Source organism: Streptococcus marimammalium DSM 18627 (genome assembly GCF_000380045.1).
GTDB lineage: Bacteria > Bacillota > Bacilli > Lactobacillales > Streptococcaceae > Streptococcus > Streptococcus marimammalium.
Genome location: NZ_KB904351.1, coordinates 165953 through 192478, shown reverse-complemented (window position 1 = coordinate 192478; position 26526 = coordinate 165953). Strand labels below are relative to the sequence as shown.

The 26526-nt window shown below is 32.3% G+C and carries 25 protein-coding genes, 2 pseudogenes and 1 riboswitch; of the genes and pseudogenes, 3 read left to right on the top strand and 24 right to left on the bottom strand.

Annotation, left to right across the window (positions count from 1 at the left end):
• Nucleotides 1–238: pseudogene (locus A3I1_RS0104350) on the top strand (IS30 family transposase); the annotation flags it as partial.
• A 141-nt stretch (nucleotides 239–379) separates the two neighbouring features.
• On the opposite strand, the gene A3I1_RS0104345 reads toward A3I1_RS0104350, so the two are convergent.
• From A3I1_RS0104345 to A3I1_RS0104280, 12 genes and pseudogenes are all read right to left on the bottom strand, one after another.
• The gene (locus A3I1_RS0104345) at nucleotides 380–796 is read right to left on the bottom strand and encodes a F0F1 ATP synthase subunit epsilon (RefSeq protein ID WP_018370090.1); all 417 of its coding nucleotides are present in this window, start codon (nucleotides 794–796) and stop codon (nucleotides 380–382) included.
• 12 nt (nucleotides 797–808) lie between these two features.
• Nucleotides 809–2215, bottom strand: coding sequence for a F0F1 ATP synthase subunit beta (gene atpD / locus A3I1_RS0104340; RefSeq protein WP_018370089.1), 1407 nt, complete (start codon nucleotides 2213–2215; stop codon nucleotides 809–811).
• A gap of 19 nt (nucleotides 2216–2234) precedes the next feature.
• Nucleotides 2235–3113 (bottom strand): F0F1 ATP synthase subunit gamma, encoded by an 879-nt coding sequence (locus tag A3I1_RS0104335; RefSeq protein ID WP_018370088.1) that lies wholly within the window; start codon nucleotides 3111–3113, stop codon nucleotides 2235–2237.
• A 14-nt stretch (nucleotides 3114–3127) separates the two neighbouring features.
• On the bottom strand, nucleotides 3128–4633 hold the full coding sequence (gene atpA, locus A3I1_RS0104330; RefSeq protein ID WP_018370087.1) for a F0F1 ATP synthase subunit alpha: 1506 nt from the start codon (nucleotides 4631–4633) through the stop codon (nucleotides 3128–3130).
• 15 nt (nucleotides 4634–4648) lie between these two features.
• Complete coding sequence (locus A3I1_RS0104325; protein WP_018370086.1) at nucleotides 4649–5185, bottom strand: F0F1 ATP synthase subunit delta; 537 nt, start codon at nucleotides 5183–5185, stop codon at nucleotides 4649–4651.
• Nucleotides 5185–5691, bottom strand: a complete 507-nt coding sequence (gene atpF, locus A3I1_RS0104320; RefSeq protein WP_018370085.1) for a F0F1 ATP synthase subunit B — start codon at nucleotides 5689–5691, stop codon at nucleotides 5185–5187. The genes A3I1_RS0104325 and atpF overlap by 1 nt, the downstream gene beginning before the upstream one ends.
• Before the next feature lie 18 nt (nucleotides 5692–5709).
• The gene (atpB, locus tag A3I1_RS0104315; protein WP_018370084.1) at nucleotides 5710–6414 is read right to left on the bottom strand and encodes a F0F1 ATP synthase subunit A; all 705 of its coding nucleotides are present in this window, start codon (nucleotides 6412–6414) and stop codon (nucleotides 5710–5712) included.
• Nucleotides 6415–6453: 39 nt separating this feature from the next.
• Nucleotides 6454–6654 carry a F0F1 ATP synthase subunit C gene (locus A3I1_RS0104310; RefSeq protein WP_018370083.1) on the bottom strand — a complete coding sequence of 67 codons (201 nt, stop codon included), beginning with the start codon at nucleotides 6652–6654 and terminating at the stop codon, nucleotides 6454–6456.
• A gap of 412 nt (nucleotides 6655–7066) precedes the next feature.
• Nucleotides 7067–7554, bottom strand: a pseudogene (locus A3I1_RS08145) (DUF1697 domain-containing protein).
• A 283-nt stretch (nucleotides 7555–7837) separates the two neighbouring features.
• Nucleotides 7838–8878 (bottom strand): diacylglycerol kinase family lipid kinase, encoded by a 1041-nt coding sequence (locus A3I1_RS0104290; protein ID WP_018370079.1) that lies wholly within the window; start codon nucleotides 8876–8878, stop codon nucleotides 7838–7840.
• Nucleotides 8879–8899: 21 nt separating this feature from the next.
• Complete coding sequence (ligA, locus tag A3I1_RS0104285) at nucleotides 8900–10855, bottom strand: NAD-dependent DNA ligase LigA (RefSeq protein ID WP_026216757.1); 1956 nt, start codon at nucleotides 10853–10855, stop codon at nucleotides 8900–8902.
• A gap of 49 nt (nucleotides 10856–10904) precedes the next feature.
• Nucleotides 10905–11414, bottom strand: a complete 510-nt coding sequence (locus A3I1_RS0104280; protein ID WP_018370077.1) for a QueT transporter family protein — start codon at nucleotides 11412–11414, stop codon at nucleotides 10905–10907.
• Nucleotides 11412–11509, bottom strand: a riboswitch (PreQ1 riboswitch). Its footprint overlaps the gene before it by 3 nt.
• A gap of 95 nt (nucleotides 11510–11604) precedes the next feature.
• Here A3I1_RS0104280 and A3I1_RS0104275 point away from each other — a divergent pair.
• Nucleotides 11605–12057: a GtrA family protein gene (locus A3I1_RS0104275; protein WP_018370076.1), complete on the top strand. Its 453-nt coding sequence runs from the start codon at nucleotides 11605–11607 to the stop codon at nucleotides 12055–12057.
• A gap of 19 nt (nucleotides 12058–12076) precedes the next feature.
• Here the strand turns inward: A3I1_RS0104275 and A3I1_RS0104270 are convergent, their stop codons facing one another.
• The 12 genes from A3I1_RS0104270 to A3I1_RS0104215 form a co-directional block, all read right to left on the bottom strand.
• Nucleotides 12077–12463, bottom strand: a complete 387-nt coding sequence (locus A3I1_RS0104270; protein ID WP_018370075.1) for a DUF1722 domain-containing protein — start codon at nucleotides 12461–12463, stop codon at nucleotides 12077–12079.
• A 25-nt stretch (nucleotides 12464–12488) separates the two neighbouring features.
• The gene (locus A3I1_RS0104265; protein ID WP_018370074.1) at nucleotides 12489–13085 is read right to left on the bottom strand and encodes a response regulator transcription factor; all 597 of its coding nucleotides are present in this window, start codon (nucleotides 13083–13085) and stop codon (nucleotides 12489–12491) included.
• Nucleotides 13082–13957 carry a sensor histidine kinase gene (locus tag A3I1_RS0104260; RefSeq protein ID WP_169332632.1) on the bottom strand — a complete coding sequence of 292 codons (876 nt, stop codon included), beginning with the start codon at nucleotides 13955–13957 and terminating at the stop codon, nucleotides 13082–13084. The genes A3I1_RS0104265 and A3I1_RS0104260 overlap by 4 nt, the downstream gene beginning before the upstream one ends.
• Nucleotides 13958–14170: 213 nt before the next feature.
• Nucleotides 14171–14911 carry an ABC transporter permease gene (locus A3I1_RS0104255; RefSeq protein ID WP_018370072.1) on the bottom strand — a complete coding sequence of 247 codons (741 nt, stop codon included), beginning with the start codon at nucleotides 14909–14911 and terminating at the stop codon, nucleotides 14171–14173.
• Nucleotides 14898–15797 carry an ABC transporter ATP-binding protein gene (locus tag A3I1_RS0104250; protein ID WP_018370071.1) on the bottom strand — a complete coding sequence of 300 codons (900 nt, stop codon included), beginning with the start codon at nucleotides 15795–15797 and terminating at the stop codon, nucleotides 14898–14900. The genes A3I1_RS0104255 and A3I1_RS0104250 overlap by 14 nt, the downstream gene beginning before the upstream one ends.
• A 109-nt stretch (nucleotides 15798–15906) precedes the next feature.
• Nucleotides 15907–16818 (bottom strand): YihY/virulence factor BrkB family protein, encoded by a 912-nt coding sequence (locus tag A3I1_RS0104245; protein WP_018370070.1) that lies wholly within the window; start codon nucleotides 16816–16818, stop codon nucleotides 15907–15909.
• Between the two features lie 16 nt (nucleotides 16819–16834).
• Complete coding sequence (locus A3I1_RS0104240) at nucleotides 16835–17695, bottom strand: methionyl aminopeptidase (protein WP_018370069.1); 861 nt, start codon at nucleotides 17693–17695, stop codon at nucleotides 16835–16837.
• Nucleotides 17696–17713: 18 nt separating this feature from the next.
• On the bottom strand, nucleotides 17714–18997 hold the full coding sequence (spxR, locus tag A3I1_RS0104235) for a CBS-HotDog domain-containing transcription factor SpxR (protein WP_026216756.1): 1284 nt from the start codon (nucleotides 18995–18997) through the stop codon (nucleotides 17714–17716).
• Nucleotides 18990–19544: a GNAT family N-acetyltransferase gene (locus A3I1_RS0104230; protein WP_018370067.1), complete on the bottom strand. Its 555-nt coding sequence runs from the start codon at nucleotides 19542–19544 to the stop codon at nucleotides 18990–18992. The genes spxR and A3I1_RS0104230 overlap by 8 nt, the downstream gene beginning before the upstream one ends.
• A 161-nt stretch (nucleotides 19545–19705) precedes the next feature.
• On the bottom strand, nucleotides 19706–21970 hold the full coding sequence (glgP, locus tag A3I1_RS0104225; RefSeq protein WP_026216755.1) for a glycogen/starch/alpha-glucan family phosphorylase: 2265 nt from the start codon (nucleotides 21968–21970) through the stop codon (nucleotides 19706–19708).
• Complete coding sequence (malQ, locus tag A3I1_RS0104220; RefSeq protein ID WP_018370065.1) at nucleotides 21954–23471, bottom strand: 4-alpha-glucanotransferase; 1518 nt, start codon at nucleotides 23469–23471, stop codon at nucleotides 21954–21956. Before malQ ends, glgP begins: the two co-directional genes overlap by 17 nt.
• 101 nt (nucleotides 23472–23572) lie before the next feature.
• Entirely contained in the window at nucleotides 23573–24592 is a 1020-nt protein-coding gene (locus A3I1_RS0104215) for a LacI family DNA-binding transcriptional regulator (protein WP_018370064.1), read from the bottom strand.
• Between the two features lie 597 nt (nucleotides 24593–25189).
• Here A3I1_RS0104215 and A3I1_RS0104210 point away from each other — a divergent pair.
• On the top strand, nucleotides 25190–26440 hold the full coding sequence (locus tag A3I1_RS0104210; RefSeq protein ID WP_018370063.1) for an extracellular solute-binding protein: 1251 nt from the start codon (nucleotides 25190–25192) through the stop codon (nucleotides 26438–26440).
• Nucleotides 26441–26526 lie beyond the last annotated feature (86 nt).

Sequence of the window (26526 nt, the reverse complement as noted above, 5' to 3'; positions counted from 1 at the left end):
ATTAAGTGAATTAGAGGGTGTCGCTATCTATTTCGCTCATGCTTACTCATCTCACGAACGTGGAACAAACGAGAATTTTAATGGATTACTTAGAGAGTTTGTGCCTAAAGGGATATCGCTACAGGAACTAACTCAAGAAGAATTAGATACCTATACACAAGCTATCAATGACAGANTGAGAAGAATACACAACTATCAGTCTGCAAAAAAACTGTTTGAGCTAGCTCAAACAGTATAAAAATTATTGACTTAGTCAGATGAATACTTTGTTGCACTTGACTTGACAATTGGGGGTTATAATTTTAATTTATTTGTCTTAAATAAAAAATTTGGCCTTTTTGACCAAATTTTTTTCTTATTTTTTCAAACTTTTATTTTATTATTTTTTTCCGACTGAAATACGATTGATAGCTCTTTGTAGAGCAACTTTTGCACGTTTTATTTCATCTACTTTATGATCTTTTTGTGCTTCTTCAAGTGCTTGTTCAGCACGGATTTTAGCACGTTCAGCTCGACTAACATCAATATCACGCTTACGTTCAGCAGAATCTGCAACAATCGTAATTAGATTATTTTTGATTTCCAATATTCCACCATTAACAGCAACTCTATCAACGTGAGAAACATCATCAACGCGTGTGATCTTGACTTCATCAACCTCCAACGGTGCAATCATGTTGATATGCTTTGGTAAAATGCCAATTTCACCAGCCTTAGTATGTGCTGAAACAAAAGCTGCATGGTGATTATACTTGATACCGTCCGGTGTCACAATTTGTAGCGTCATATGTTGCATTTAATTACCTCACTAAAAGCCCATTTTCTTAGCTTTTTCAATCACATCTTCAATCCTTCCAACACTTCTAAAAGCATCTTCAGGTAAATCATCATATTTACCTGCCAAAATTTCTTTAAACCCACGAACTGTCTCTGAAACAGGTACGTAAGATCCTGGTTGACCAGTGAATTGCTCAGCTACATTAAAGTTTTGAGAAAGGAAAAATTGAATACGACGAGCTCTACCAACCAATGTTTTTTCTTTATCAGACAACTCATCCATACCAAGAATGGCAATAATATCTTGCAATTCACGATAACGTTGAAGAACTCTTTGAACCTCAGTAGCAACCTCATAATGTTCTTGACCAACAATTTCTGGAGATAAAGCTCGAGAACTTGATGCTAGAGGATCGACAGCAGGGTAGATACCCATTTGAGTTAGCTTACGTTCGAGGTTTGTAGTTGAGTCTAAATGTGCAAATGCCGTTGCAGGGGCAGGGTCAGTATAATCATCAGCAGGGACATAAATAGCTTGGATAGACGTTACAGAACCTTTTTTAGTCGAAGTAATACGTTCTTGTAATTGTCCCATTTCAGTAGCAAGTGTTGGCTGATAACCAACTGCTGAAGGCATACGACCTAAAAGGGCAGAGACCTCTGAACCAGCTTGTGTGAATCGGAAAATATTATCAATGAATAAAAGTACATCTTGACCTTCAACATCACGGAAATATTCAGCGATTGTTAGACCTGTTAAAGCAACACGCATTCTAGCGCCAGGCGGCTCATTCATTTGACCAAAAACCATGGCTGTTTTTTCAATAACACCAGATTCTTTCATTTCCCAATATAGATCATTTCCTTCACGCGTTCTTTCACCAACACCGGTAAATACAGAGATACCACCATGTTCTTGAGCAATGTTATGAATCAATTCTTGAATAAGTACAGTTTTTCCGACACCAGCACCACCAAAAAGACCAACTTTTCCTCCCTTAAGATAAGGTGCTAGCAGGTCAATAACCTTAATTCCTGTTTCAAGAATTTCTGTAGATGTTGCTAATTCATCAAAGGATGGTGCTTGTTTATGAATAGGTTGTCGAAGTGCTTGGTCTGAAAATGGTTGTTCTAGATCAATTGTTTCTCCCAAAACATTAAATACACGACCTAGTGTTTCTTTACCAACGGGTACACTAATCGGACGACCAGTATCAAATACTTCTAATCCACGTTTTAAACCATCTGTTGATTCCATAGCAATAGTGCGAATCATACCATCACCAAGCTCAAGAGCTACTTCTAAAACAATTTTTTGTTTTTTGTCACCATCTTTATATACAACCAGTGCATTATTTATCTCAGGTAATTGGTCTCCAGTTGCAAAGACAACATCAACTACTGGACCAATAACTTGAGCAATTTTGCCTAAGCTCATGTATTTCTCCTTTTTCATATTATTCAAGTGCATTAGCACCAGCTACAATCTCAGTAATTTCTTGCGTTATTGCTGCTTGTCTAGCACGATTATATTGAATGGTTAAATCATTGATGACATTTTTTGCATTATCAGTTGCTGTTTGCATTGCTGTCATGCCAGCAGCATGTTCAGCAGTTTTAGCATCAACAATAGCCCCATAGATTAGACTTTCAGTATATTGAGGCAATAATTGCTCTAAAATAACATCACGATTTGGTTCCAATTCAAAACTACTAATATCTTCCTCAGTTGCTTCTTTAGCATCTAAATCAGCAATTGGAAGCATCTGCTCAACACGAACTTGACTAGTTAGACTATTAACATGGTGATTGTAACAGACATAAACTTCATCGAATAATTCGTTTTTATACATTTCAACAGTTTTTGAAAGAATTTGTCCAACTTGTTCAAAGCTTGGTTGGTCTTGTAAACCTCTCAGTTCAAATAATACATTCATTTTTCTAATTTTGAAAAAATCTGAACCAACACCACCTATTGAGATAATGGCATAGTCATCACCATTAGAATGATATTCTTCGATGATATCCATCATAGCTTTTAAAATTTTAGAGTTATAGCCTCCAACAAGTCCTTTATCAGAGGTAATAACAACGTAGGCTGTTTTTTTAACTTGCCTTGCAACCAACATTGGATTAATACTTTCACCATCTAATTCTGATTTTAATAGATCTGTTGTAATTTGACGAATTTTTGAAGCATAAATTTGGAAATGCTTTGCTGCTTGTTCTGATTGAACTAATTTTGCTGATGATACCATCCGCATAGCACTTGTAATTTTACTTGTTTTTTCTGTTGAAATAATTTTTGATTTTATTTCACTAAGAGAGCCTACCATTTTAGAACCCCCCTTTATTTATATTGTGATTGATCTTTATAAGTTTGAATTGCTTCATTCAAAACAGTCTCTTCTGGAAGATCTTTGGTTGTTCTAATAACTTCAAAAATATGTTCATAGTTAGAATCAAAATAGTCATAAAGTCCCTGTTCAAAATTAAGGATATTATTAACTGGAACATCATCTAAAAAGCCATGTGTCAAAGCATAGAGAATAACAACTTGTTTTTCTACTGGTAATGGTTTATGTAGCGGCTGTTTTAAAACTTCCACTGTACGACGGCCACGATTTAACTTAGCTTGTGTCGCAGCATCTAAATCAGAGCCAAATTGTGTGAAGGCTTCTAATTCTCTGTAAGAAGCTAAATCTAAACGCAAAGTACCTGCTACTTTTTTCATGGCTTTAATTTGAGCACTTCCCCCAACACGAGACACAGATGAACCAGCATCAATCGCGGGACGAATACCTGAATTAAACAAACTTTCTTGAAGGAAAATCTGACCATCCGTAATCGAAATTACATTGGTAGCAATATAAGCAGAAATATCACCAGCTTGTGTTTCAATAAATGGTAGAGCTGTTATTGAACCTCCACCTAATTCATCAGAAACTTTTGCTGATCTCTCTAATAAACGGCTGTGTAGATAGAAAACATCACCTGGATAAGCTTCACGCCCTGGAGGACGTCTTAGCAAAAGTGATAATTCACGATAAGCAACAGCCTGCTTTGACAAATCATCATAAACAACAAGAACATGTTTGCCATTATACATAAACTCTTCGGCCATAGCAACACCAGCATAAGGTGCAATAAATAAAAGTGGTGAAGGCTGTGAAGCAGAAGCAGTTACAACAATTGTATAATCAAGTGCCCCATGGCGTCTTAGTGTCTCCACTTGTGTTCTAACGGTAGACTCTTTTTGACCAATAGCAACATAGATACAGATCATATCTTGATCTTTTTGGTTCAAAATCGTATCAATTGCCACAGCTGTTTTACCCGTTTGTCTGTCACCGATGATAAGTTCTCTTTGACCACGACCAATAGGAACTAAAGCATCAATAGCTTTTAGTCCAGTTTGCAATGGTTCTGAGACTGATTTACGTTCCATAACACCTGGTGCAGGAGTTTCTACAGGACGGGTTTTATCAGTCTTAATATCACCTAGTCCATCAACTGGTATCCCTAAAGGGTTAACAACTCTACCAATAAGTTCTTCTCCTACAGGAACTTCCATGATTTTTCCAGTCCTTTTTACAAGATCTCCTTCACGGATAGAACTAAAATCACCAAGAATGATAATACCAATATCATTTGACTCCAAATTTTGTGCCATACCAAAAACGCCATTTTCAAATTCAAGGAGTTCACCACTCATGGCATTATCAAGGCCTCTTGCTCTTGCGATACCATCACCAATATAGGTAATAATGCCTGTTTCACTGACATCAAAATTCGGCTGAAAATTTTCTATTTGCTTTTTAATTAAAGCGCTAATCTCTTGTGCATTAATTGCCAAAAGCCACACCACTTTCTATTTTAATTTCATTTTTAATGTTTGTAATTGACGACGAATACTGGTATCAATTACCTTATTATTTGCAGAAATAACGAAGCCACCAATTAAATCTTCGTCAATTTCTTCTATTAAACGTCTAGGCTTTAAATTAAACTTTTGAGCAACAAGCACTAAAAGACGTTCTCTTTGCAATGGTGTCAAAGATATAGCAGTGATAACCTTGACATCAAAAGTATTGGTTTGACGTGATAAATGTTCTAAAACTTTTTCAAAAATAGGAACAAGAAAGGCAACTCTATCGTTATGAATAATAATTTCAAGAAAGTTGTTCAAATATTCAGATTGAGATTTTTGAAAAAGCCTTACTAATTTTATTTTATTAGTAGAAGCAATACTAAGATCCGCAAAATACTTTACTAAATGATTTTCATGGCAAATCGTTAATATGCTATAAATATCTTCTTCAATCACAGCAACAATATTTTTTTCAATAGCAATCTCAACAAGACTTTTAGCATATTGCTCAATGAGACGATAATTTTTTTTGTTCATTAAGCTTCTCCTAATTTATCTAGATAATCATTAACTAATTGACTTTTAGAAGATTCATCAAGGTGTTCGTTGAGAAATTTTTCAGCTAGCAAAATTGTTAAATGAGTCACTTCGCTTTTAATGCTTGTAAGTGCCTCTTCTTTTTCTCTTACAATATCTTGATGGGCCTTATCTTTTATTAAATCAGCTGTTTCTTTTGCTTCAGAGATAATCTTATTACCTTGTTCATGACTAATTTCTTTAGCATTATCAATGATTTTATTGGCTTCACGCTTGGCTTCATTTAATGCAACTTCGCGTTTGTTAGCTAATTTTTCTGCTCTTACCTTAGCATGTTCAGCACTATCAATATCATTGGAAATTCTTTTTTCACGTTCTTCAAAGATAGCAAGGAGTTTCCCCCAAGCAAACTTTTTGATAAGTACTAATAAAATAAGAAAACTACCTGTCACAATGATAAAGTTTCCAATTAAGATATTAATTCCTACTGTTGATAAAATATACATAATCTACTTCCTTTCTTACTAACTATTTACTTTTTTTCCGAGATAAATAGAAGTAAGTAGTATAAAGACATAAGCCTGCAAACATGAAATGAAGGCTGAAAAACCTACCCATACAATATTCATCCCTAAAGCAAATGGGGCAAGAAAAACACTTTGATTAGCCATTTGCAACAGTAACGATAGTAAAATCTCTCCCGAGAAAATATTACCATAAAGACGTAGTGATAACGACACAATATTGGTCACTTCTTCTAATATGTTCATGGGAGTCATAGCAATCGGGGTAATGAAACCTTTGATATAATGCTTAATCCCTTTTATTTTTATGGCTTGGTATTGAATGATAATTGACATTAAAATAGATAGGGCAAAGTCAAAAGCCATATTAGAGGTTGGTGAGCCCCACCAGTTATAACCATTAGGGGTTTGAATTTTTGTCATTAAGCCCAAATTATTGGCAAAGAGCAAAAAAGTAAACACCACAAAGAAAAATGGTGTGAATTGTTTTCCAAGTTTCTCACCAAGTTCTCCCTTAATAACACCAAAAACAAAATCATAAACATACTCAAGAACATTTTGTTTTCCTTTAGGTTTTAGTGTCATATTACGACTAGCCCAAAACACTAAAGAAAAGACAAGAATAACAATTAAAGCAGACATGATAAGTATGGTCAAATCAAAAGCAACTGGCCCGATATTAATAATTGGCATTTCTGATTCCAACTAAGTCCACCTTCTTTCTACAAATTGCATAGTCATCTATTATTTAAGGAATAATGACATCCCTAAAGTAACAAAGAATGTTCCTTCAATAAAGCCAATACCAAGGAAAATGATAGGTCTTAATTTATCAAATAATTCCGGTTGACGAGAAACAGCCTTCATGAAATTTGAAACCAAGTAACCCTCTGCAAGACTTACTCCAAAACAGGCAATCCCTAAAGCTAAAATACCTAATGTCATTTGAAAATACTCCTTATTTTTAAAATATTTTTACCAATCTAGTGTAGTCCTATTTTTTAAGTTTGTCAAATATAACTTAAAAAGAATAGTTAAAAAACAAAGATGTGCATCTAATTAAGAAGTTGTCATTTAAAACATGAGTTTTCTCTCTCACTGTAATAATGATTTAAAATAACTCCTTCTCATAATTTTTCCTATCACGTGCTTTTTGTTTTAAGAATTTCAGTTCGTGACTATTCTTTTGTGCCATCTTTTCTTGTATTATGATTTTTTCTTCAATAGGTAACGTCACTTTTTCTTTGTTTCCATGATTTTTTCTTTATTTCTTGATATCAAAAAAGAAGTAATTACTATGTGCGTATACTTCCTCTTAGTAATAATGTTTAATTGTGTTACTTCGACAAATTAGAAATTAGATTTCTTTCTCCAGAATTTCTGCAATCTTTTCAAATGTTTTTCCGCTTCTGATTGTTATTTCCTTATAAAAATCTTGCTTCATTAATTCTTTATAATAAGTGGATTTCAAGTACTCAGCCTCATCATACTTTCCCCAAAATACTCCTTGTTTTCCCACATACACTATCTCATTACAAAATGTAGTTTTATCTATGAAATCAAGAATACCTGATTTATCTGAGTTGGACGAAAAGAACAACACATCTCTTCTTGCCATCTCTCCTTCCCACCAATCAGGCAATTCTTCTCTTTCTTTCAAATATTCTTCTTTGGTAAGCAACGAAAAAGGGATAGAAAAATCGTAAGCACTTTCTAAGATATGCCTTATGTTAGATATGCAACTTTCTCGGTTTTGATCACTACCGAAAAATAAATTTCCACTATTAATATAAGAATCAACATCCTCATAGCCGGCACTTAACAATAATTTTTTAATTCACTCATCGCTACTTTATTCTTTCCACCCACATTAATACCACGCAATAAAAGTATATATCTCAAATGATTACCTTCCTTAAATTCTAATCTATCTTATCATAATATCCTTACCTGAATAAATAACTATAATGTTTATTTCATCATAAAGCTATTAATGAAACTTTCCTTTTTTATTCAAATTCCAATCATCTTCTTGCTTTTCATAATCATCATCAAAGTTAATCACATCATTAGAAGTACAATCGGGTACTTTCATATCGCTTCAATCATTATACTATCTACTTTAGTTTTAATCTTTTTTTCCTTCATCCCTATTCATTTGTTGATTTAAATCATCAACTTCATGAGCAAATTTTTGAGCAATTGCTTCTAACACTAATTCATCTTGATCAAAACTAATAGTTTCATCTTCTATACCATCAATATTAGTATAAAAAGTAATATGATTCTTTAAATTTTCTAATTTAAGAGGTGCAACTCCACCATATTCACCATCTAAATTAATCATTACTTTTTGATTAGTTTGAGGTTCGATAATCATTTGACTAGTTTTAATATACTCAATATGCTTATGATCAATATGTTTTCCACCCATTAACATTAAGCGAAGAAGGTGAACAATTTCAAAAAGATTGGCAGTTTTGACAAGAATTAATGTGAAATTACCATCATCTAATCTAGCATCTGGAGCTATTTGTTCAAAACCACCAACTGAATTGGTTAAAGCAGCAAAAATCATTGAAACTTTACCTTCAAAAATACCATGATCATGAAAAATTTTAACAGGAATAAGGCTAAGTCTTGGCAAGAGTTCAACTCCTTTTGCCAGATAAGCCAAATAACCAAACATTGTTTTTAATTGGCTTGGAACACTATAAGTCAGTTCTGTTAAACTACCGGCTGCAGCAATATTAATAAAATAAGTATCTCCAAATGCTTTACCTATATCCATGTTTAATGTACGATTTTTACCAATTAATTGAGCGGCTTTCAAAGGATTTCCTCTTGGAATTTTTAAAGCTCTAGCAAAGTCATTAGTGGTTCCTGTCGGGATAATAGCCATTTTGGGTCTTTTATCTAATGGTGCTATCCCATTAACAACTTCATTAATAGTGCCATCACCACCTGCAGCGACAATTAAATCAAAACCAGAAATAGCTGCACGCCTTGCTTCATTTTTGGCGGAATCTAGTTCCGGAGTTGTTTGAAAAGCACTTGTTTCATAGCCAAATCCTTCTAAAATAGTTAAAATATCAGCTACATTTTTTTTGATAATTTCTTGACCCGAAATGGGGTTATAAATCAAACGTGCCCTTTTTTGTTTTTTCATAATGACCTCATTTTATAAAATTTATAGTGTCTGTAACCAAGACTCATCTTTAATTGTAAGCCCTAAGGATTGTGCTTTAGTTAACTTACTCCCAGCATCTTCACCAGCTAAAACGATATCAGTTTTTTTAGAAACGCTTCCTGTGACATTAGCACCTAATTGAATCAATTTTTCTTTAGCGTCATTTCTAGTCATAGATTGTAATTTTCCAGTTATAACAACTGTTTTCCCAGAAAGAATTTGCTCTGAATCGTTTAAAAAAGAATAGATAGTATTAACTTGATATTTCTTCAATTCTTCTAACATGGTTTGACTACCAGATGTTTCAAAAAAAGTTTTCACTGAGATAGCAATAGTCTTGCCAAGACCATCTATACTTGCAATATCATCAACACTTGCTTTGGCTAAATTGTCTAAACTATTATATTTCTCTAGTAATAACCGACTGGCCTTACTTCCTACATGTCGAATCCCTAAACCAAATAACAATTTATCAGCTGCATTAGTTTTAGAGGATTCAATAGCATTATATAGATTTTGAGCTGATTTTTCTTTAACTCCTTCAAGTGTCATCAACTGCTCAACAGATAAACGATAAATATCAAATACATCATTGACAAGATTGGCTTGAAATAATTTTTCAACAATTGATGGTCCTAAACCTTTTATGTTCATAGCATCACGACTAGCAAAATGTTCAAGTCTTGCTTTTAGTTGACTTGGACAAAGAGGGTTAATGCAACGAAGAGCAACCTCTTCTTCGAAGTGAGTTAGTGGGCTTAAACAAGATGGACATTGTTTTGGGATAGACATTTGTTCTTCTTGCTGACGCTTATCAAGAACAACTCGTAAAACAGCAGGAATGATATCGCCAGCCTTATAAACAATAACTGTATCACCGACTCTAATATCTTTTTCAGCAATATAATCAACATTGTGAAGTGTCGCACGACTGACCGTTGTCCCAGCTAACTGAACAGGAGTTAAATTGGCAGTTGGTGTGACTACACCTGTCCTACCAACTGTCCAGTCAACAGAGAGAATTTTGGCCTCTTTTTCTTCAGCTGGGAATTTATAAGCAATTGCCCAGCGAGGAGCTTTCACAGTATATCCTAGCGCTTCTTGAATATCCAACTCATTAACTTTAATGACAATTCCATCAATATCATAAGGTAAGTTATTTCTTTGGTCGCTAATCTCACTAATAAAATTCCAAATAGTTGCCATTGAAGAACTTATGATATATCTTTGATTAACTGAAAAACCTAACTGTGATAAATGAGATAAAATCTCTTCTTGTTTTTTTTTGGTAGATGGTCCAGCTTCTTGGTATAAAAAAGTAGCTAGTTTTCTTTTTGCTACAACACTAGTGTCTAATTGTCGAAGTGTTCCTGCAGCTGCATTTCTTGGATTAGCAAATTCTTGTAAACCACTTTCTTGGCGATCTTGGTTAATCTGATTAAAAGAAGCTTTTGGTAAATATGCTTCCCCACGAACTGTAATACTTTTCTTACTATTGATGGTTAGAGGAATATCTTTAATACGTTTTAAATTCTCAGTGATATTTTCCCCAACTTGACCATCTCCTCTTGTTGCCCCAACCTCTAAAACACCATTCATATATGTAAGTGAAATAGATAAGCCATCAATCTTTAATTCAGCAACATAGCTTGCATTTGGAAATTTTTCTTTAATCCGCTCATCAAAAACGTCTAATTCTTCACGTGAAAAAGCATCCTGTAAAGAAAATAAAGGATAGCGATGTTCATATTTTTCAAATGCTTCTAGTAATACCCCGCCAACTCTATGGGTGGGGCTATTGGGTAAGACTAGTTCTGGATGTTTTTTTTCTAATTCAACTAATTGACGATATAGCTTATCATAATCAGCATCTGAAATGCTAGGAGAATCATTAGTATAGTATTCTTTTGCATAGTGATTTAGTTGATCAACTAATTGTTTCATTTGATTTTTCATAATATTATTTTATCATATTCAGATAAAAAACGCTCTCGAATGAGAGCGCTTATTTTGTAAAGTCAATTGTTTTAGATATTTTTTCAATAACGACAGCACCCACTAGTAAAGACAGTAATTCTCCAGTACCAGTTGTAAACCAGGTAAGCAAAAACGGAGCACCAAATAAATAGTGAAGTTCAAAGGCAATTGTTATCATACTAGCTGCAAAAAAGATGGAAAAATAAAGAAAACCTTTCGATATTAAACCATTTAACAAGTAGTCATTTTGATATTTTCTAAAAAGTTTAATGCCAAGTGTCACAAAGATTAGGGTGGATAAACCACCAACAAAAACATCTATCACACCAAAGCTATAAAAATTTGAAATCATACAACCAATGGTAACTGCAATAATGTATTTCCTATTATAAAACCCAAGAAAGTTTAACATTTCTGAGACGCGAAATTGATAAGCGCCAAAACTAATAGCATTTAGTGGGGGCATAATTGTCAATACAATATAAATAGCAGCAACTACTGAAATGTGTAAGTAATCTTTTGTTGTTAATGGTTTCATTTTCTTCTCCTTTAGTGGCTTAACCACGTGTAATATGCTTGGTGAAAGGGAAATAAGCACCAAGGGTTGATAAACAACTCTACTATTGTAACATCTTTATAAAAAAAAATAAAGATGTTATAAGTGACATTTTAATAAGTATAAAACAAAATTAGTATTTAATTTTCAAATCTTTTGGTAAAATAATGATATGAAATCACAATTAATTACTTTTATTAAAAAACTCTGGTCTATGGAGTTGATAAAATATTTATTTTTTGGTGTACTAACAACAATGATTTATTTTGTTAGTCGAACTGCTTTATTTCTCCAGTTAAACCAAGCTCTTATTTCTACTTTAATAGCTAATGTTATTGCTATTTTATTTGCTTTTTTCGTTAATGATCGCTATGTTTTTCAACAAGCACAAAAAGGGCGATTGAAACGCTTATTTCAGTTCTTTTTCGCTAGAATTTCCACTCTTATTTTAGATGGTTTTTTAGCCTTATTCTTTGTTGATTACTATCCTAATTTAATCGGGAAATTTGTTGATAATGATTTGAGAATGGTTAATTTAATTGAAACTATTCTTTCACAAATTGCTATTTTAATATTAAATTACCTTTTAAGTAAGTTTTTAATTTTTAAAGATAAAAAAAACTAAACTGTTTTGGTTTAGTTTTTTAAAAACCGTCATCAAAAAATTTTGACTGGCAAATATAATTTTTTTTGTATTTTGTAGCTAAAGTTTTAATCAATTGTTCTAATTCTTTTTGATAATAAAAAGCATTTTCAATGTAGGTTTTGTAGGATGTCTTTTCAGTCACTGTCGCTTCCTTTTTAAAATAGCCCCACATATGTTGATAAGCAGTTGTTAGCGTCTCTTTCGTTGGTGCTATTTTTTTTACTTCATCAAGATAAGTCAAAAAAGACTTTTCTTTTTCAGTTGACCAGTCATTACCTTTAAACAAGAGACGTATCTGATTATAGTGATATTGAGAATGCCCCATTACCCAATATTTGTGATAGGCCCACACTTTTTGAGCTTTTTTTAAATGATGGTTTGTCATTAATACTCCTCTCATTTATGAAGAATTATAGCCAGCTATTTTCACGCGCTATTTGGACAGCTTGGGTGCGGTTATTGGCAGATAATTTGTTGAAAATACTCGTCAAATAGTTTCTGACAGTACCATTTGAAAGAAATAAGGATTTAGCAATTTCCTCGTTCGAGCAACCTTTAGAAACCAATTCTAAAATAGCTATTTCTCTTTGACTTAAAGGATTTGTCGTAAAAGCCATTCCCTCCACTAATTCAGGTGAGTACTCTTTTTTACCCGCTAAAACAGTGTGAATCGTTCCCATTAATTCAGATGCTGAACGGTCTTTTAAAACAAAGGCATCGACCTGAGCTTCTAAGGCCCTTTTAAAATAGCCTGTTCGTTTAAAAGTTGTTAGAATAATCACTTTTAAATCAATGTGACTTCTCACCCACTCTAAAACATCAAGACCTGTTTTATAGGGCATTTCAATATCTAAAATAGCCACATCAACACTTTCTTTTGATAAGATATCAATGGCTTCTTGACCATTTGAAGCTTGCAAAATAAGATCGACATCATCTTCCATTAATAGTAATTGGCAAAGAGCATCTCTTAACATGGCTTGGTCTTCTGCGACTAATAATTTCATGATTTGATTCCTTCTTTAAGAGAGATTTGAATGCGTGTAGGCTGTTTTAATGAGCTTATTTTTAGGGTACCATTAACAAGACTTAGTCTATCTTTAATGGATGAGAGCTCATCTCCTTTTAAGGTTGAAAAACCAACACCATCATCTTCAGCAACTAGCAGGATGTTTTTTTCTCTGTACAAGCTGATGCGGCAATTCTTAGCATGGCTATGTTTGATAATATTGTTTGCGAGCTCCCTAATAAGCATCGTTAGTGTTGATTGAATCACAGGTGATAAGTTGTCTAAATTTAGTTGATTATCAATCGTTAAAGTGATGTTAGCAAGCTCAAAAAGTGTTTCAATGGTCTCAAGTTCTTCTAAAACTGTTCTAAATTTAAGGTTATTAATAATGCTTCTGACCTCACTCATCGAGTCCTTACTCATTTGGTGCAGTTCTTTTAATTCTTTTTCGACATGAGTTGTCTGACCTTTTTCTAATTGTTTGAGTGCTAATTCTGATTTAATGGTCATCATGGCAAAGACATGTCCTAAGGTATCGTGAAGGTCACGACCAATACGATTACGCTCATTTTCAGCCATCAAGACATTAATATAGGCATTTTTTTGCTCAATTTCTTCCTTTTGCTTTTCTTCATTTTGAATTCTCAAGCTGATAAAATAAAAACTTAATATGAAAATACTTACAAAGATGGCAGATAAAGTTTCTTCAATATTTTGACCAAACCATAATTGATAGGAGTTTAGAAAACTGATAGCCAGTAAATAACTAATGGGACGATAATGTTTAAATGGGTCATGGAAACGATAAACCAGTAAATTGGTGGTGTAGAAAAAATACCAAATAATGCCAATATCAAACGTAAGGCACATAAAAAGGATATAACCTAACATATAAAACCAAGCTAATACATGGTACCTTTCTAAGCCCTTAATAACTAGATATAAGTAGGATAAAACAAATATCATCATTAAACCCAAGTGCCAGATTGGCAAGTAGCCATTAAGAATGACAATGAGTGGATAAGTAAGAAAAATCAAAGAAATATAATAGAATAAGTGATAACTATTTTTGATAGAATTCAATTAATTAACCTCAACTTTTTTCTTGACAAAGATACTAATAACTATTATTACTATAGCATAAAAAAGTAAAATGATAAGAGATTCCCTTGAAAAATTCTTTTCGAAATAGCTAATTAATAAATTATTGTAGTGATAAGTTGGTGTAAACTTAGCAATAGTTTGTAACCAGCTTGGGAAAGTTTCTACTGGCATCCATAAGCCACCCAAAATAGCTAAGCCCATGTATAAGATATTACCTAAAACACTTAGAGTTTCTGATGATTTGATAAAACTCAACAAAATACCTAAAGGCATAAAGCAAATAGCACCAAAAAATAATAATAAGCCTGAATTTAACCAATCATTAATCGGCATAGAGACATCTTGTACAAAACGACCACTAAGAAAAACGAAAATAATAGCGAGTAAAAAGCTGATAAGAATCCTTATGATTTTGGCCATGAAATATTGCCAGATAGAGACAGGTGAGTGATTCAAATGCTTGATGTAGTGGGCATTACGATCTTCTTGAATCGAAAAAGGAAATGTAAAAAGAGCAAAGCTAATGCTTGAAAAAGCTGTCATAGACATCATGTATTGTCGAATGACCAAAGGTTGAATGTCTTTTGGTAATTCTCCCATCCAAATTGATGAAAAGATAAGAAAGAAAGCTATGGGCATGCCAATACCTAAAATAAAACTAGAAATCGTTCTTTTTGCTTGCAAATATTCTTTTTTTAAAAGTGCCTTAAATATGGTCATGATAAGCATCCTTTCTACTATCAAAAATGCTGTCTAATAAAGTTCTATTAGTCATTTCAATATCTTCAATCGGACAATTAGTCTCTTCTAGTAATTGCCAAATGACAGATGGTTTTTTAGTCATAAATGAAATGGTATCCGTTTTGATCAACAATTCACTAATAATGGTCTGATCAATACTATCAAGATATTTTTTAGGAAGGAGAAAATGTTTGCTTTTTTCTTCGCTTCTTAATAAGTAAGGTGTCGTATCTTTAAGTAATTTACCTTCATGCAAGACTAAAATGCGATCTGCTGTATGCTCTACTTCTTCTATATAATGAGAGGAATAAATAATTGTTTTTCCTCTTGTTTTTAAGTGGTTGATAATTTCCCAAAAACGTTTTCTAGTTGATGTGTCCATCGCAGTTGTTGGTTCATCAAGAAAAATAATATCAGGTTGACCAATCAAGGTTAAGACAAAATCTAAGAGTCGTCTTTGCCCACCAGATAGTTTATTCGCAAACTGCTGTTTTTGTTTTGGTTTAAAAGCAAGTAAGTCGTCTACTTCTTTTTCATTCAAAGGATTAGGATAAATGGCTCTTTGAAAATCAATTAATTCTTGAACGGTCATCTTATCTTGGATAAGATTGTCTTGAAAGAGCACGCCAACTCTCTTTTTAAGACGATGGTCACTGGGTGAATATCCCAAAACATCTATGTCCCCTGCACTTGCTTTATAGTCCCCTAAAAGGCAAGTCATTAGAACTGTTTTTCCAGCACCATTTGGGCCAATTAAAGCTATACAATCACCTTCAAATATCTCGAAAGAAAGATCATTTAAAACGACTTTTTCCTTGAATTGTTTTTTCAGATGATTAACGGTTAATACAGGTTTTTTATTCATAATTATCATCCTTTCTATAACTCTATCTTATCAATTGATAATAGTTTTAATAAGTTCTAAAAAGCATGACTTGATATGACATTTGTCATAAAAAAAAGACTCCTTAGAGTCATTTTTTATTTTTTGAAAAATGCGATTGAATAACAGAAACAATAGTTCCTCGTCTTGCTTCAAAAGTCTTCACGTGTTGTTTTTGATAGATGGCATTGATAATGCCTCCAATAATAAGAACCTTGGAAAAAAAGATAAACCAAAACATAATGGCAAAAAGAGCCACAGAACCTAAAATCCTTAGATTTTCCATGTTTTGAATGGTATTTCCAATATAATTTCCTACAAGATTAGTAAAAAACACAAAAACGATACTAGTAAAGACTGTTCCTGGAATTACGTAGCGAATTTTTTGAATTCTAACATTTGGTAAAATATAATATAAAAAAGCTAAAGTGATAAAAGATAAAAGTCCTGTTATTGGTTGGATTAAACTGTCTAACAGTTGGTATAAGTTTTGACCAAATTGTAGTTGTTGGTATAATAATGCCAATAAACTACTGCCAAAAGTTGAAATAATGACAGCTATAATTAAAAAGATAATTAAAACAAGGCTAGAAAATATACCTACAAGTCGACTAACAATAAAATCACGATGATCTTGCATATCATAAGCCTTATTCATAGCTTTTTGAAGAAAGACCAAACTTTTTGAAATTGTCCAAAAAGCAGCCAGTAAGGATAGCCAAACAAGACCAGATGAAGGTCGCTCAAAAATACTTTTAATGATTGCTGCAACACTGTCGTACAACTGTGTTGGCAAATAATCTTTTAAAAATGCTAATAACGATGAAGTATTAATATTAAAATAAGGAAAAATATTAGCCAGTAAAATAAGAAACGGAAAAACTGTTAACATCATATAATAGGCAACAGCGATACTTGATAAATCCATATCTGAATTTTTATAATGAAATAAAAATGATTGAATAATCTCATTATTTTGCCATTTGCTGATTATTTTTTTCACTTTTCCTCCCACCAGCTTAATAGGTTCTCTCTTCTCCTTGACTGGTTAAAATACGTGGACCATCCTTAGTGATAACAAATTGATGCTCATATTGACAAGAAAGACCACCATCAATCGTTTTATGAGCCCAGCCAGTTTTAAGATCTGTATCAATTTCCCAAGTACCAGTATTAATCATGGGTTCAACTGTTAAAACCATTCCTTCTTTTAAACGAAGTCCACGACCAGCAACACCATAATTAGGTACCATTGGTTCTTCATGCATAGTTGGTCCAACACCATGACCCACCAAATCTCTGACAACACCATAACCAAAACTTTCAGCATATTCTTGAACAGCTGCACCAATATCGCCAATACGATTGCCAATAACGGCTTTTTCAATACCTCGATACATCGCTTCTTTAGTGACTGCCATCAGTTGTTCTACTTCTTTTGATACCTTACCAACTGGATAAGCCCAACAAGAATCCGCTAAACCACCACGATATGACTCAGTGTGTTTTTTCATTTCAGAAACATTATTAAAATCTAATTTAGAGACATCAATAAGAGATTTATCAAGTGGTTCACTAAGTACCATATCAACATTTAATAAGTCTCCTTCTTTTAAGATATAGTGTCTTGGGAAAGCGTGAGCTACTTCATCATTTAAAGCACAACAAGTAGCATAAGGATAATCCATTAGTTGACCATCAACACCAATTTGAAGTGGAAGAACATTGCTTTCTTTGCAACGTCGCCTTACATATTCTTCTACCTCCCACATATCAACTCCTGGTTTAATAATATCTCTTAAACCAATATGAATACTCGCTAGAAAGTCACCAGCGCGATCCATAGCATCAATTTCTCTTTGCGATTTTAATGTAATCATTCCTTGTTATTCTCTTTTCTAAATCATTTTTGTACTAACAATAGCTTTGGCAACACTTCGATTTTGTAGTTGAACTTCAAAATCTAAAACACTACCTCGACGACCTTCTGTTATAATTCTTGGTACTATTTTTAATTTATCTTCTACTTGAACAGCTTGAAGAAAATAAATCATTACTTGTTCAATAATAATATTCCTACTTTTTCTTTCTTTGAGGATTCGAAGTGTAACTTCCTTAATAATCTCAACTAACACACCATGTGATAAATTACCAGATAAATCAATCATAACAGGTTCAACCATGAAACTATAAAAATTGCCATCTTTTTTTAAGTTGGAAAGAATCTGTTCACTATAAGTATAGAGTTGCCCTTGTTTATCATCTTGAATACTCTCCATAACTTTGCGTCTTGTCACTATTCCAAGTAGGGCTTTATCATCTGAAACCACTGGCAACATATCATAATCTTCAAAAATCATTTGTTGGCTAATATGAGCCAAACTAACATTGGGTTTGGTGAGAACTGGATTTTTTGTCATTACTTTTTCAACATCAGTCGAGCCTTTTTTTCCTGTGATATCACGCATACTAACAACACCTACGACTATTCCTTTGTCATCAATGACTGGAAAGCGTAAATAATTATGTTTTTTGACTAAATTAATATAATCCTTAATAGTATCACTCAATTTTAAAAATCCATAATCACTCTTAAAGTGATAGATTTGATCCACTGTTTTAACGTCTGTCTTAATTCGAGCATTTGATAGAGCTTTATTAATCATTGTTGCAACACTAAAAGTATCAAAAGATGTTACCATAACTGGAATACCCAAATGGTTTGATGTCTCTATAACTTCTTTAGCGACTGGAAAGCCTCCTGTAACTAAAATAGCATTATTGTTTTCAAGAGCTAATAATTGAATGTCTTTACGATCACCAACAATCAATAGTCCACCTTTGACTAAATACTTTGTAATATTTTTTCGTGTCATTGCACCAATTGAGAACTTACTAAATTCATGCCCCAAACCTGAATGACCGGCTAAAATTTCAGAATCACTGATTCTTGCAATTTCGGCATAAGTTAGTTTGTTTAATAATTGATTTGGCTTGGAACCAATTCTTACAGTCCCACTTCTAGGCTTAGTTTCCACTAAACCTCTGTTTTCAGCCTCCTTAATGGCACGATATGCAGTTCCATCACTAACCTTTAATCTGTTAGAAATACTTCTAACACTAACTTTTTTTCCTATTGGAAGATTCTCTAAATATTTTAAAATATCAAGATGCTTACTCATAATAATAACCATTTTTTCTTAATGTAAAAAGGAAATACTCTCTTGTTTTATGTGTGTATCGATCGATTCCCCGATACTGTTTAATCTTTTTAAAACCAGCTTTTTGAGCAACTTTTTGACTAGCTGTATTTTCCAAGTGAGTTATAATTACTAAACGTTTAAATTGCAATTTATTAATAGCAAGAGCAACAATAGATTTTAAGGCTTTTGTTGCATATCCTTGTGAGCAAAATTTTTTATGAATAAAGTAAGAAATTTCTATCTCTTTATTATAAAAATCAATTTTTTCAAAACGGATAGCACCAATCAACGTTTGACTTGTTTTTTCTTCAATTGCCCAATTACCAAGAGGAGATTTCATAAAAGTGTGAACCATTAGAAAATCACTTTCTTCTTTAGTTTTAATACTAGGTGAGTTAAATGAGAGGTTATCTCTAACTCTAGCAATCTCAAAAAAAGAATGACTATCAGTAAAACGAAAGGGTCTCAACCATAATTGATTGGTCTCAATAAAAGAATGTTTTCCTAATTTTGTCCAAATATCCATATGGTTATCATACAGTTTTTTTGCATACTAGTCAACGATGAAATGTAGATAGTGTAAGGAATTCTTTATTGTTTATAAAACACCTCAAAAATAAAAATTCTTTCAAATTAAAATTCCCACCACAAAAAAGTAATGGGAATTTTGAAAATGAAATGATGCATTTATCTATAACTATGCCAAATCTCATCATTATATTGTTTAATCGTTCTATCAGATGAAAAGAAGCCAGCTTTAGCAATATTATGAATTACTTTTTTAAGCCAAATATCTTGATTTTCATAATCTAAAAATACTTTTTCTTTGATAGCAATATATTCTTTCAAGTCAATTAAAGTCATGAACCAATCTTTAGTAATAAGCTCATGATGAAGTCTCAAAAGACGCTCTTTGTTTCCAAATTGTAGTAATTCTTCACTAACAATAAAGTCAACAGATTCTTTAATAACATCATCTTGATAGTAATCACCTGCTTTATAGGCTGAGTTCGCATAGAGATTTATGATTGTATCACTATCTTTACCAAAAGTAAAGATATTATCCATCCCCGCCAATTCAGCAATTTCAACATTAGCACCATCCATTGTACCAAGTGTCAAGGCACCATTTAACATAAATTTCATATTTCCTGTCCCTGAAGCCTCTTTGGAAGCTAATGAAATTTGTTCAGATATATCAGTAGCCGGAATTAATTTTTCAGCCACAGTTACATTATAGTTTTCTACCAAATAAACATTAAGATATGGGTTGACTTTTGGATCATTGTTGATAAGTTCAGACAAGCTGAGAATTAAGTGAATAATGTCTTGTGCAATAGTGTAAGCTGGAGCAGCCTTCCCTCCAAAAATAATTGTAATCTTGCGTTTTGGTAGATTACCTTTTTTAATATCTAAATATTTATGAATGACGTATAAAGCATTCATTTGTTGACGTTTATATTCATGGAAACGTTTAATTTGAGTATCTATAATTGAGTTTTCGTCTAAATCAATGCCTTTATTATCTTTGAAATAGTTTTTTAAAGCCAATTTATTATTAAATTTAATTTCAGCTAATTTTTGATGAACGTTGATATCATCAGCAAAATCCAATAATTTTTCAAGTTTCGTAGCATCCTCTAGATAGTCATCTCCAATTAATTCTTTAAGATAATCAGCTAAATCTTGATTAGCAAATTCTAACCAGCGTCTAAAGGTAATTCCATTTGTTTTATTGTTGAATTTCTCAGGATATAATTCATAGAAGTCTTTTAATTCACTGCTTTTTAAAATCTCTGTGTGGAGTGCTGCAACCCCATTAATACTATTTGAGTAGTGAATATCCATATGTGCCATATGAACACGTCCGGTATTGTCAATAATATGAACAGATGGATTTGAAAAATCTTTTTTCACAAGCTCATCTAGTTTGTAAATAATGGTAACAAGGTGAGGGACTACTTCTTCTAAATAATCAAGTGGCCATTTTTCCAAAGCTTCAGCCAAAATAGTATGATTAGTATAACCTGTCATCGCTTTAACAATTAGAACTGATTCTTCAAATGAAAGGCCATGAATTTCTGTTAATAAACGGACCAATTCAGGAATTACTAATGATGGGTGAGTGTCATTGATTTGAACGTAGGCATATTCAGCCAAATCATGAAGATTACTTCCTCTTTCAATTGCTTCATCAATTAAAAGTTGAGCTGCATTTGAGACCATGAAATACTGCTGATAAATACGCAATAATTCACCTGTTTTGTCAGAATCATCAGGATAAAGAAAGAGCGTTAGATTCTTTTTAATGTTTTTCTTATCAAATGAAATACCTTCTTTTATTAAACTATAATCAACAGATTTTATATCAAATAAATTGAGGTAGTTTTTCGTTTCTTTTTGATATCCTAATACATCAATACGATCTAATTTTGATCTGAGTGTAAAATGTTTGAAAGGAACATCATAGCTAATATCAGTCGGCACCAACCAACTATCATTTTCAATCCAGAAGTTAGGTTCTGCTTCTTGCTGATTATCTCTAAAGACCTGTCTAAAAAGACCACAATGGTAATTTAGACCAACACCCTCAGCATTTAAAGATAAAGTTGACATAGAATCAATAAAACATGATGCTAATCTTCCCAAACCACCATTTCCAAGTGATGGTTCTGGCTCAACATCTTCAATATGACTAATTGATTTGCCAGCAAGTGCTAACTCTTCTTTAATATTTTTATAGATTCCCAAGTTAATTAAATTATTGGATAATAATTTCCCAATAAGAAACTCTGCCGAAATATAGTACACTTTACGTTTTGATTGATTTTTCTCTTTTTTTGCAGCTTCTTCTTTGACATAGTTTAATAATTGAATATATATTTCTTCATTAGTCATTTCTTTCAAGGTTTTTTTAGTTTTTTCTAAAACATAATTAGTAAAATAAGTCATTTTTTTCATTTCCTCTTTGATATAATGTTGTAATTTTAATTAAAAAATCTTTCTTGTCTTGTGTCAAATCTTCTTTTTTCATACGCCATTGCCAATTTCCTCCAACTGTAGAGGGCAAGTTCATTCGAGATTTCGCATCTTTATCTAAAATGTCTTGCATGGTGGCAATAACAGTGTTACTAGCAGTTGCAAATAGAACTCTAAGCATAGCCTGGCTCACTGGTTCAATTGGTTTACGATTACTATATGCATCAAAATATTTTTTTTGATCAAGAGTAAGATTATCATACCAACCGTTAATGACCTCATTATCATGGGTTCCAGTATAAGCTACACTATTTGGAATACAACGGTGAGGACTATCAATACTTTTTCCTTCAATGTCATAAAACCCAAATTCTAAAACTTTCATCCCAGGAAAATTAGCTTCTTGTAATAATTGCCTAGCCTTATCATCTATATTACCAAGATCTTCTGCGATAATTGGTAATTCCCCCAAAGCCTCTTTAACAGCATTAAAGAGCTCAATTCCTGGACCAGGTTGCCAACTACCGTAACGTGCGATAGTAGCTTTCCCATCAATTTCCCAATAATCAGAAAAACCTTTAAAATGGTCAATTCTTAAATAATCATATAGTTTAAAACTTTCTCTAATACGCTCAATCCACCAAGTATAATTTGTTTTAGCATGATTTTCCCAGTCATAAATAGGATTACCCCAAAGTTGACCATCTGAGCTGAAATCATCAGCTGGAACACCTGCTACAAAAAGAGGTTTTCTATCATTATCTAATTTAAATAGCTCTGGCATAGTCCAAACTTCAACACTATCAGCTGAAACATAAATTGGCATATCTCCAATAATAGCAATATTTCTTTGATTAGCATAATTTTTTAATTTCTGCCATTGACTAAAGAAAAAATATTGGCACACTTTATGATAATGAATTTCTTTAGCTAGAAGTTGACGATAATAGGCTAAAGTTTCTTCTTCACGAACAACTGCTTTTTTATCATCCCAAAAAGGGAGTGCCTTATTGTCAAAATATTCTTTAAGGGCCATAAATTCCGCATAATTAGTTAACCATGAATGATTGTCAGATTCAAAAGCAGCATAATCTTGTGTTAACTCATCAATAGTTAAAAATTGTTCAACAGCCTTTTCAAGAATTGGACGTCTCATAGCAAATAAAATATCATAATCAACAAGCTCTTCATTGTTTGAGAAAACAAAAGATTCATAATCTTCATTTTTTAAGATGCCTTCCTTTGTTAACAAATCAAAATCAATGAAGTGAGTATTACCTGCCATAGCAGAAAAAGATTGATAAGGAGAGTCGCCAAAACTAGTTGTTGTTAAAGGCAAAATTTGCCAATAAGTTTGCTTTGTCTCAACTAAAAAATCAACAAATTCATATGCTTCTTTTCCAAAAGTCCCAATCCCAAATTTACCTGGTAAAGATGAAATGTGCATTAAAACACCACTTGCTCGTTTGTTCATAGCTTTAACCTCGATTTTATTTATTGCTAATGAGATTATAACGCAAACGGTTGCATAGGTCAAGCTTTTTCAAAAAAGAAAAAAGAAAGACTAACTCTTTCTTACAATTTATAAAGATCTCGTACACTTTCTCTTTCTTTTAAATGAAAAGGGACTGTTTCTTTCTTATAACCTTTTTTATAGTGATGCAGTTTATCCAATAAACCTAACAGACTTGATTGTCCTAGTTGTTTAATATTGATATCAAAAGTTGTCAAATAAGGATGAATAATTTTAGAGTAAGCAGAATTGTTAAATGAAATAATTGAAACCTGATCAGGTACTTTAATATTGTAAAAAGATAAAAATTGAATAACACGTACTGACAACATATCATCAATAACAATTAAAGCTGTAATATTTTTTTCTCTTATTTGAGTAATAAAATTATCCAATGAAAAAGGATTATGCCGATCAAATAAAATATTCCCATAATTTTTTATTTTCAAAGCTTTTGTTGCCGAAGCATAGCCTAAATAGCGTTCAGAATTAACCTTTGCTTTTTCATCATCAGTCACAAACAAAATATTCTTATGACCTTTTTCAAAAAGGTAATTAACTGCTGTTTTTGCCATTAATTGATTGTCATTATCAATATAAGTGACAGCATTTTCTTTTGATTCTTGTGAACCAACAATAACAAATGGAATGTTATTTTGATTAAGATAGAAAGTTACAGGATCATTTTTATCAGAATATAAAACAATAAAACCATCTACTCTTTTTTGACGATACATTAACATTGCTTGGTCTCTTAAACTTTCAAATGAGTCTCCAGCAGCAATTGAAACAGTAAAATCTTTCTTTTTGGCTTCATCATTAATAACAGTTAAAATTTCCATAAAAAAAGGTTGACTAATCCGATCAGAAGTTGTCAATGGAGGTAAAATAACACCTACACACTGTGTTAGGCCACTAGCCAACATTTGTGCAGCAAAATTAGGAACATAGCCTAAGTCATCCATTGCTTTTTTGACCTTTTCTTTAGTTTTTAGTGAAATGGATTGACTATTTTTTAAAGCCCGGCTTACAGTTGATGGATTAACACCAGCTTTTTTGGCAACATCTTTTATGGTAACCATCTTTTGCTACCTCCTTCAATCTATTTTAATATTATTTTCTATTTTACAATACATTTCTATTTAAAACAAGAAAACTCAGTTATAAGCCATTTCTAACAATAATTTTATAATATTTTTTTGAAACAAATCAATTGTCAAACTAAATATGATATGTCATCTATCTAATAAAGTCAGTTTCTTTTAAAGTGTTTGACTAGTCGAAAAAGTTTTAACATTTAATTTTGACTATTTTCAAAGCCTGTTGTTGATTTGTTAAATGAAAGGCATTAAACATCCTTAACTTTGATATTAAAAGGCATATCAAAAGAAAAACTCGTAAGTAAGAAATTTTCTTTCTAACATAATTCACACATTATCTTAGAAAAATAATGATAAGTGATTTTCCTGTAAAATAGATAATATGTCAGTCAATTTTTTCTTTATTCTACATTTTACGACTTTGTCAGATAAACATATTTTTTACTAACACTTCATTTTTATAGGGAAACAAAAGAAAAAAATTAAAAAAAATAACAAAAACACTTGACATTTTCTGCAAACGGTTGCATAATAGGAGTGTAACTAAATTTATTTCATGTTCCAGGGAGGAAACACGCTATGAAAAAATGGCAAAAATTATTAATTAGTAGTGCAAGTCTAACACTTGCTGGAAGTCTTTTAGTCGCTTGTGGTGCTAATGATAAAAAAGAAGATAGTGCTGCTGCATCTGATAATAAAACAATTAAATTATGGGTGCCAACTGATTCAAAAGACTCATATAAAGATATTATTGCACAATTTGAGAAAGATTCAGGCTATAAAGTTAAAGTTATTGAATCAGAAGATCCTAAAGCACAAGAAAAAATTAAAAAAGATGCCAGTACTGCTGCTGATGTCTTCTCACTTCCACATGATCAACTTGGTCAATTAGTTGAATCTGGTGTTATCCAAGAAATTCCTTCTAAATATTCAGACGAAATTGCTGCTACTGCTACTGACCAAGCAATTGCTGGAGCACAATATAATGGTAAAACTTATGCATTCCCATTTGGAATTGAGTCACAAGTACTTTTCTACAATAAAGAAAAATTATCTGAAGAAGATGTAAAATCTTATGAAACAATCACTTCAAAAGCAAAATTTGGTGAAACATTTAAACAAATGAATGCATATGCCACAGGTCCATTATTTATGTCAGTTGGTAATACTTTATTCGGTGAAACTGGAGAAGATGTTGCTGGAACTAATTGGGGAAATGAAGCTGGTGTTTCAGTTCTTAAATGGATTGCCGATCAAAATAATAATTCTGGATTTGTAAATTTAGATGCTAGTAACGTAATGTCATCATTTGGTGAGGGAACTGTTGCTGCAATTGAGACAGGTCCTTGGAACTACCAAGCAGCTCAAGAGGCTATTGGTGCTGATAATTTAGGAATTGCTGTCTATCCAAAAATAAATATTGGTGGACAAGACATTCAGCAAAAAGCATTTTTGGGAGTTAAACTTTATGCTGTAAACCAAGCACCAGCTAAAGGTGATACTAAACGAATTGCTGCAAGCTACCAATTAGCATCATACTTAACTAATGCTGAAAGCCAAGAAAATCAATTTAAAACTCGCACTATTATCCCAGCAAATAAAGAAGTTCAAGCTTCTGATGTTGTTCAAAATCATGATTTAGCACAAGCTGTTATCACAATGGGTTCATCAACTGATTATACTGTTGTTATGCCTAAGTTGAGCCAAATGGGTACTTTTTGGACTGAAAGTGCTGCTATCCTTAGTGACACATACAATGGTAAAATTTCAGAAAGTGACTACTTATCAAAACTTCAACAATTTGATAAAGATCTTGCTGCTACAGAATAATTCATGACACGTAACAAGTGAGGAGAAAACTTCTCCTCACTTATTTTGTTTAAAAAGAACCTCTGCTAATTAAGCTTTTCAATGGG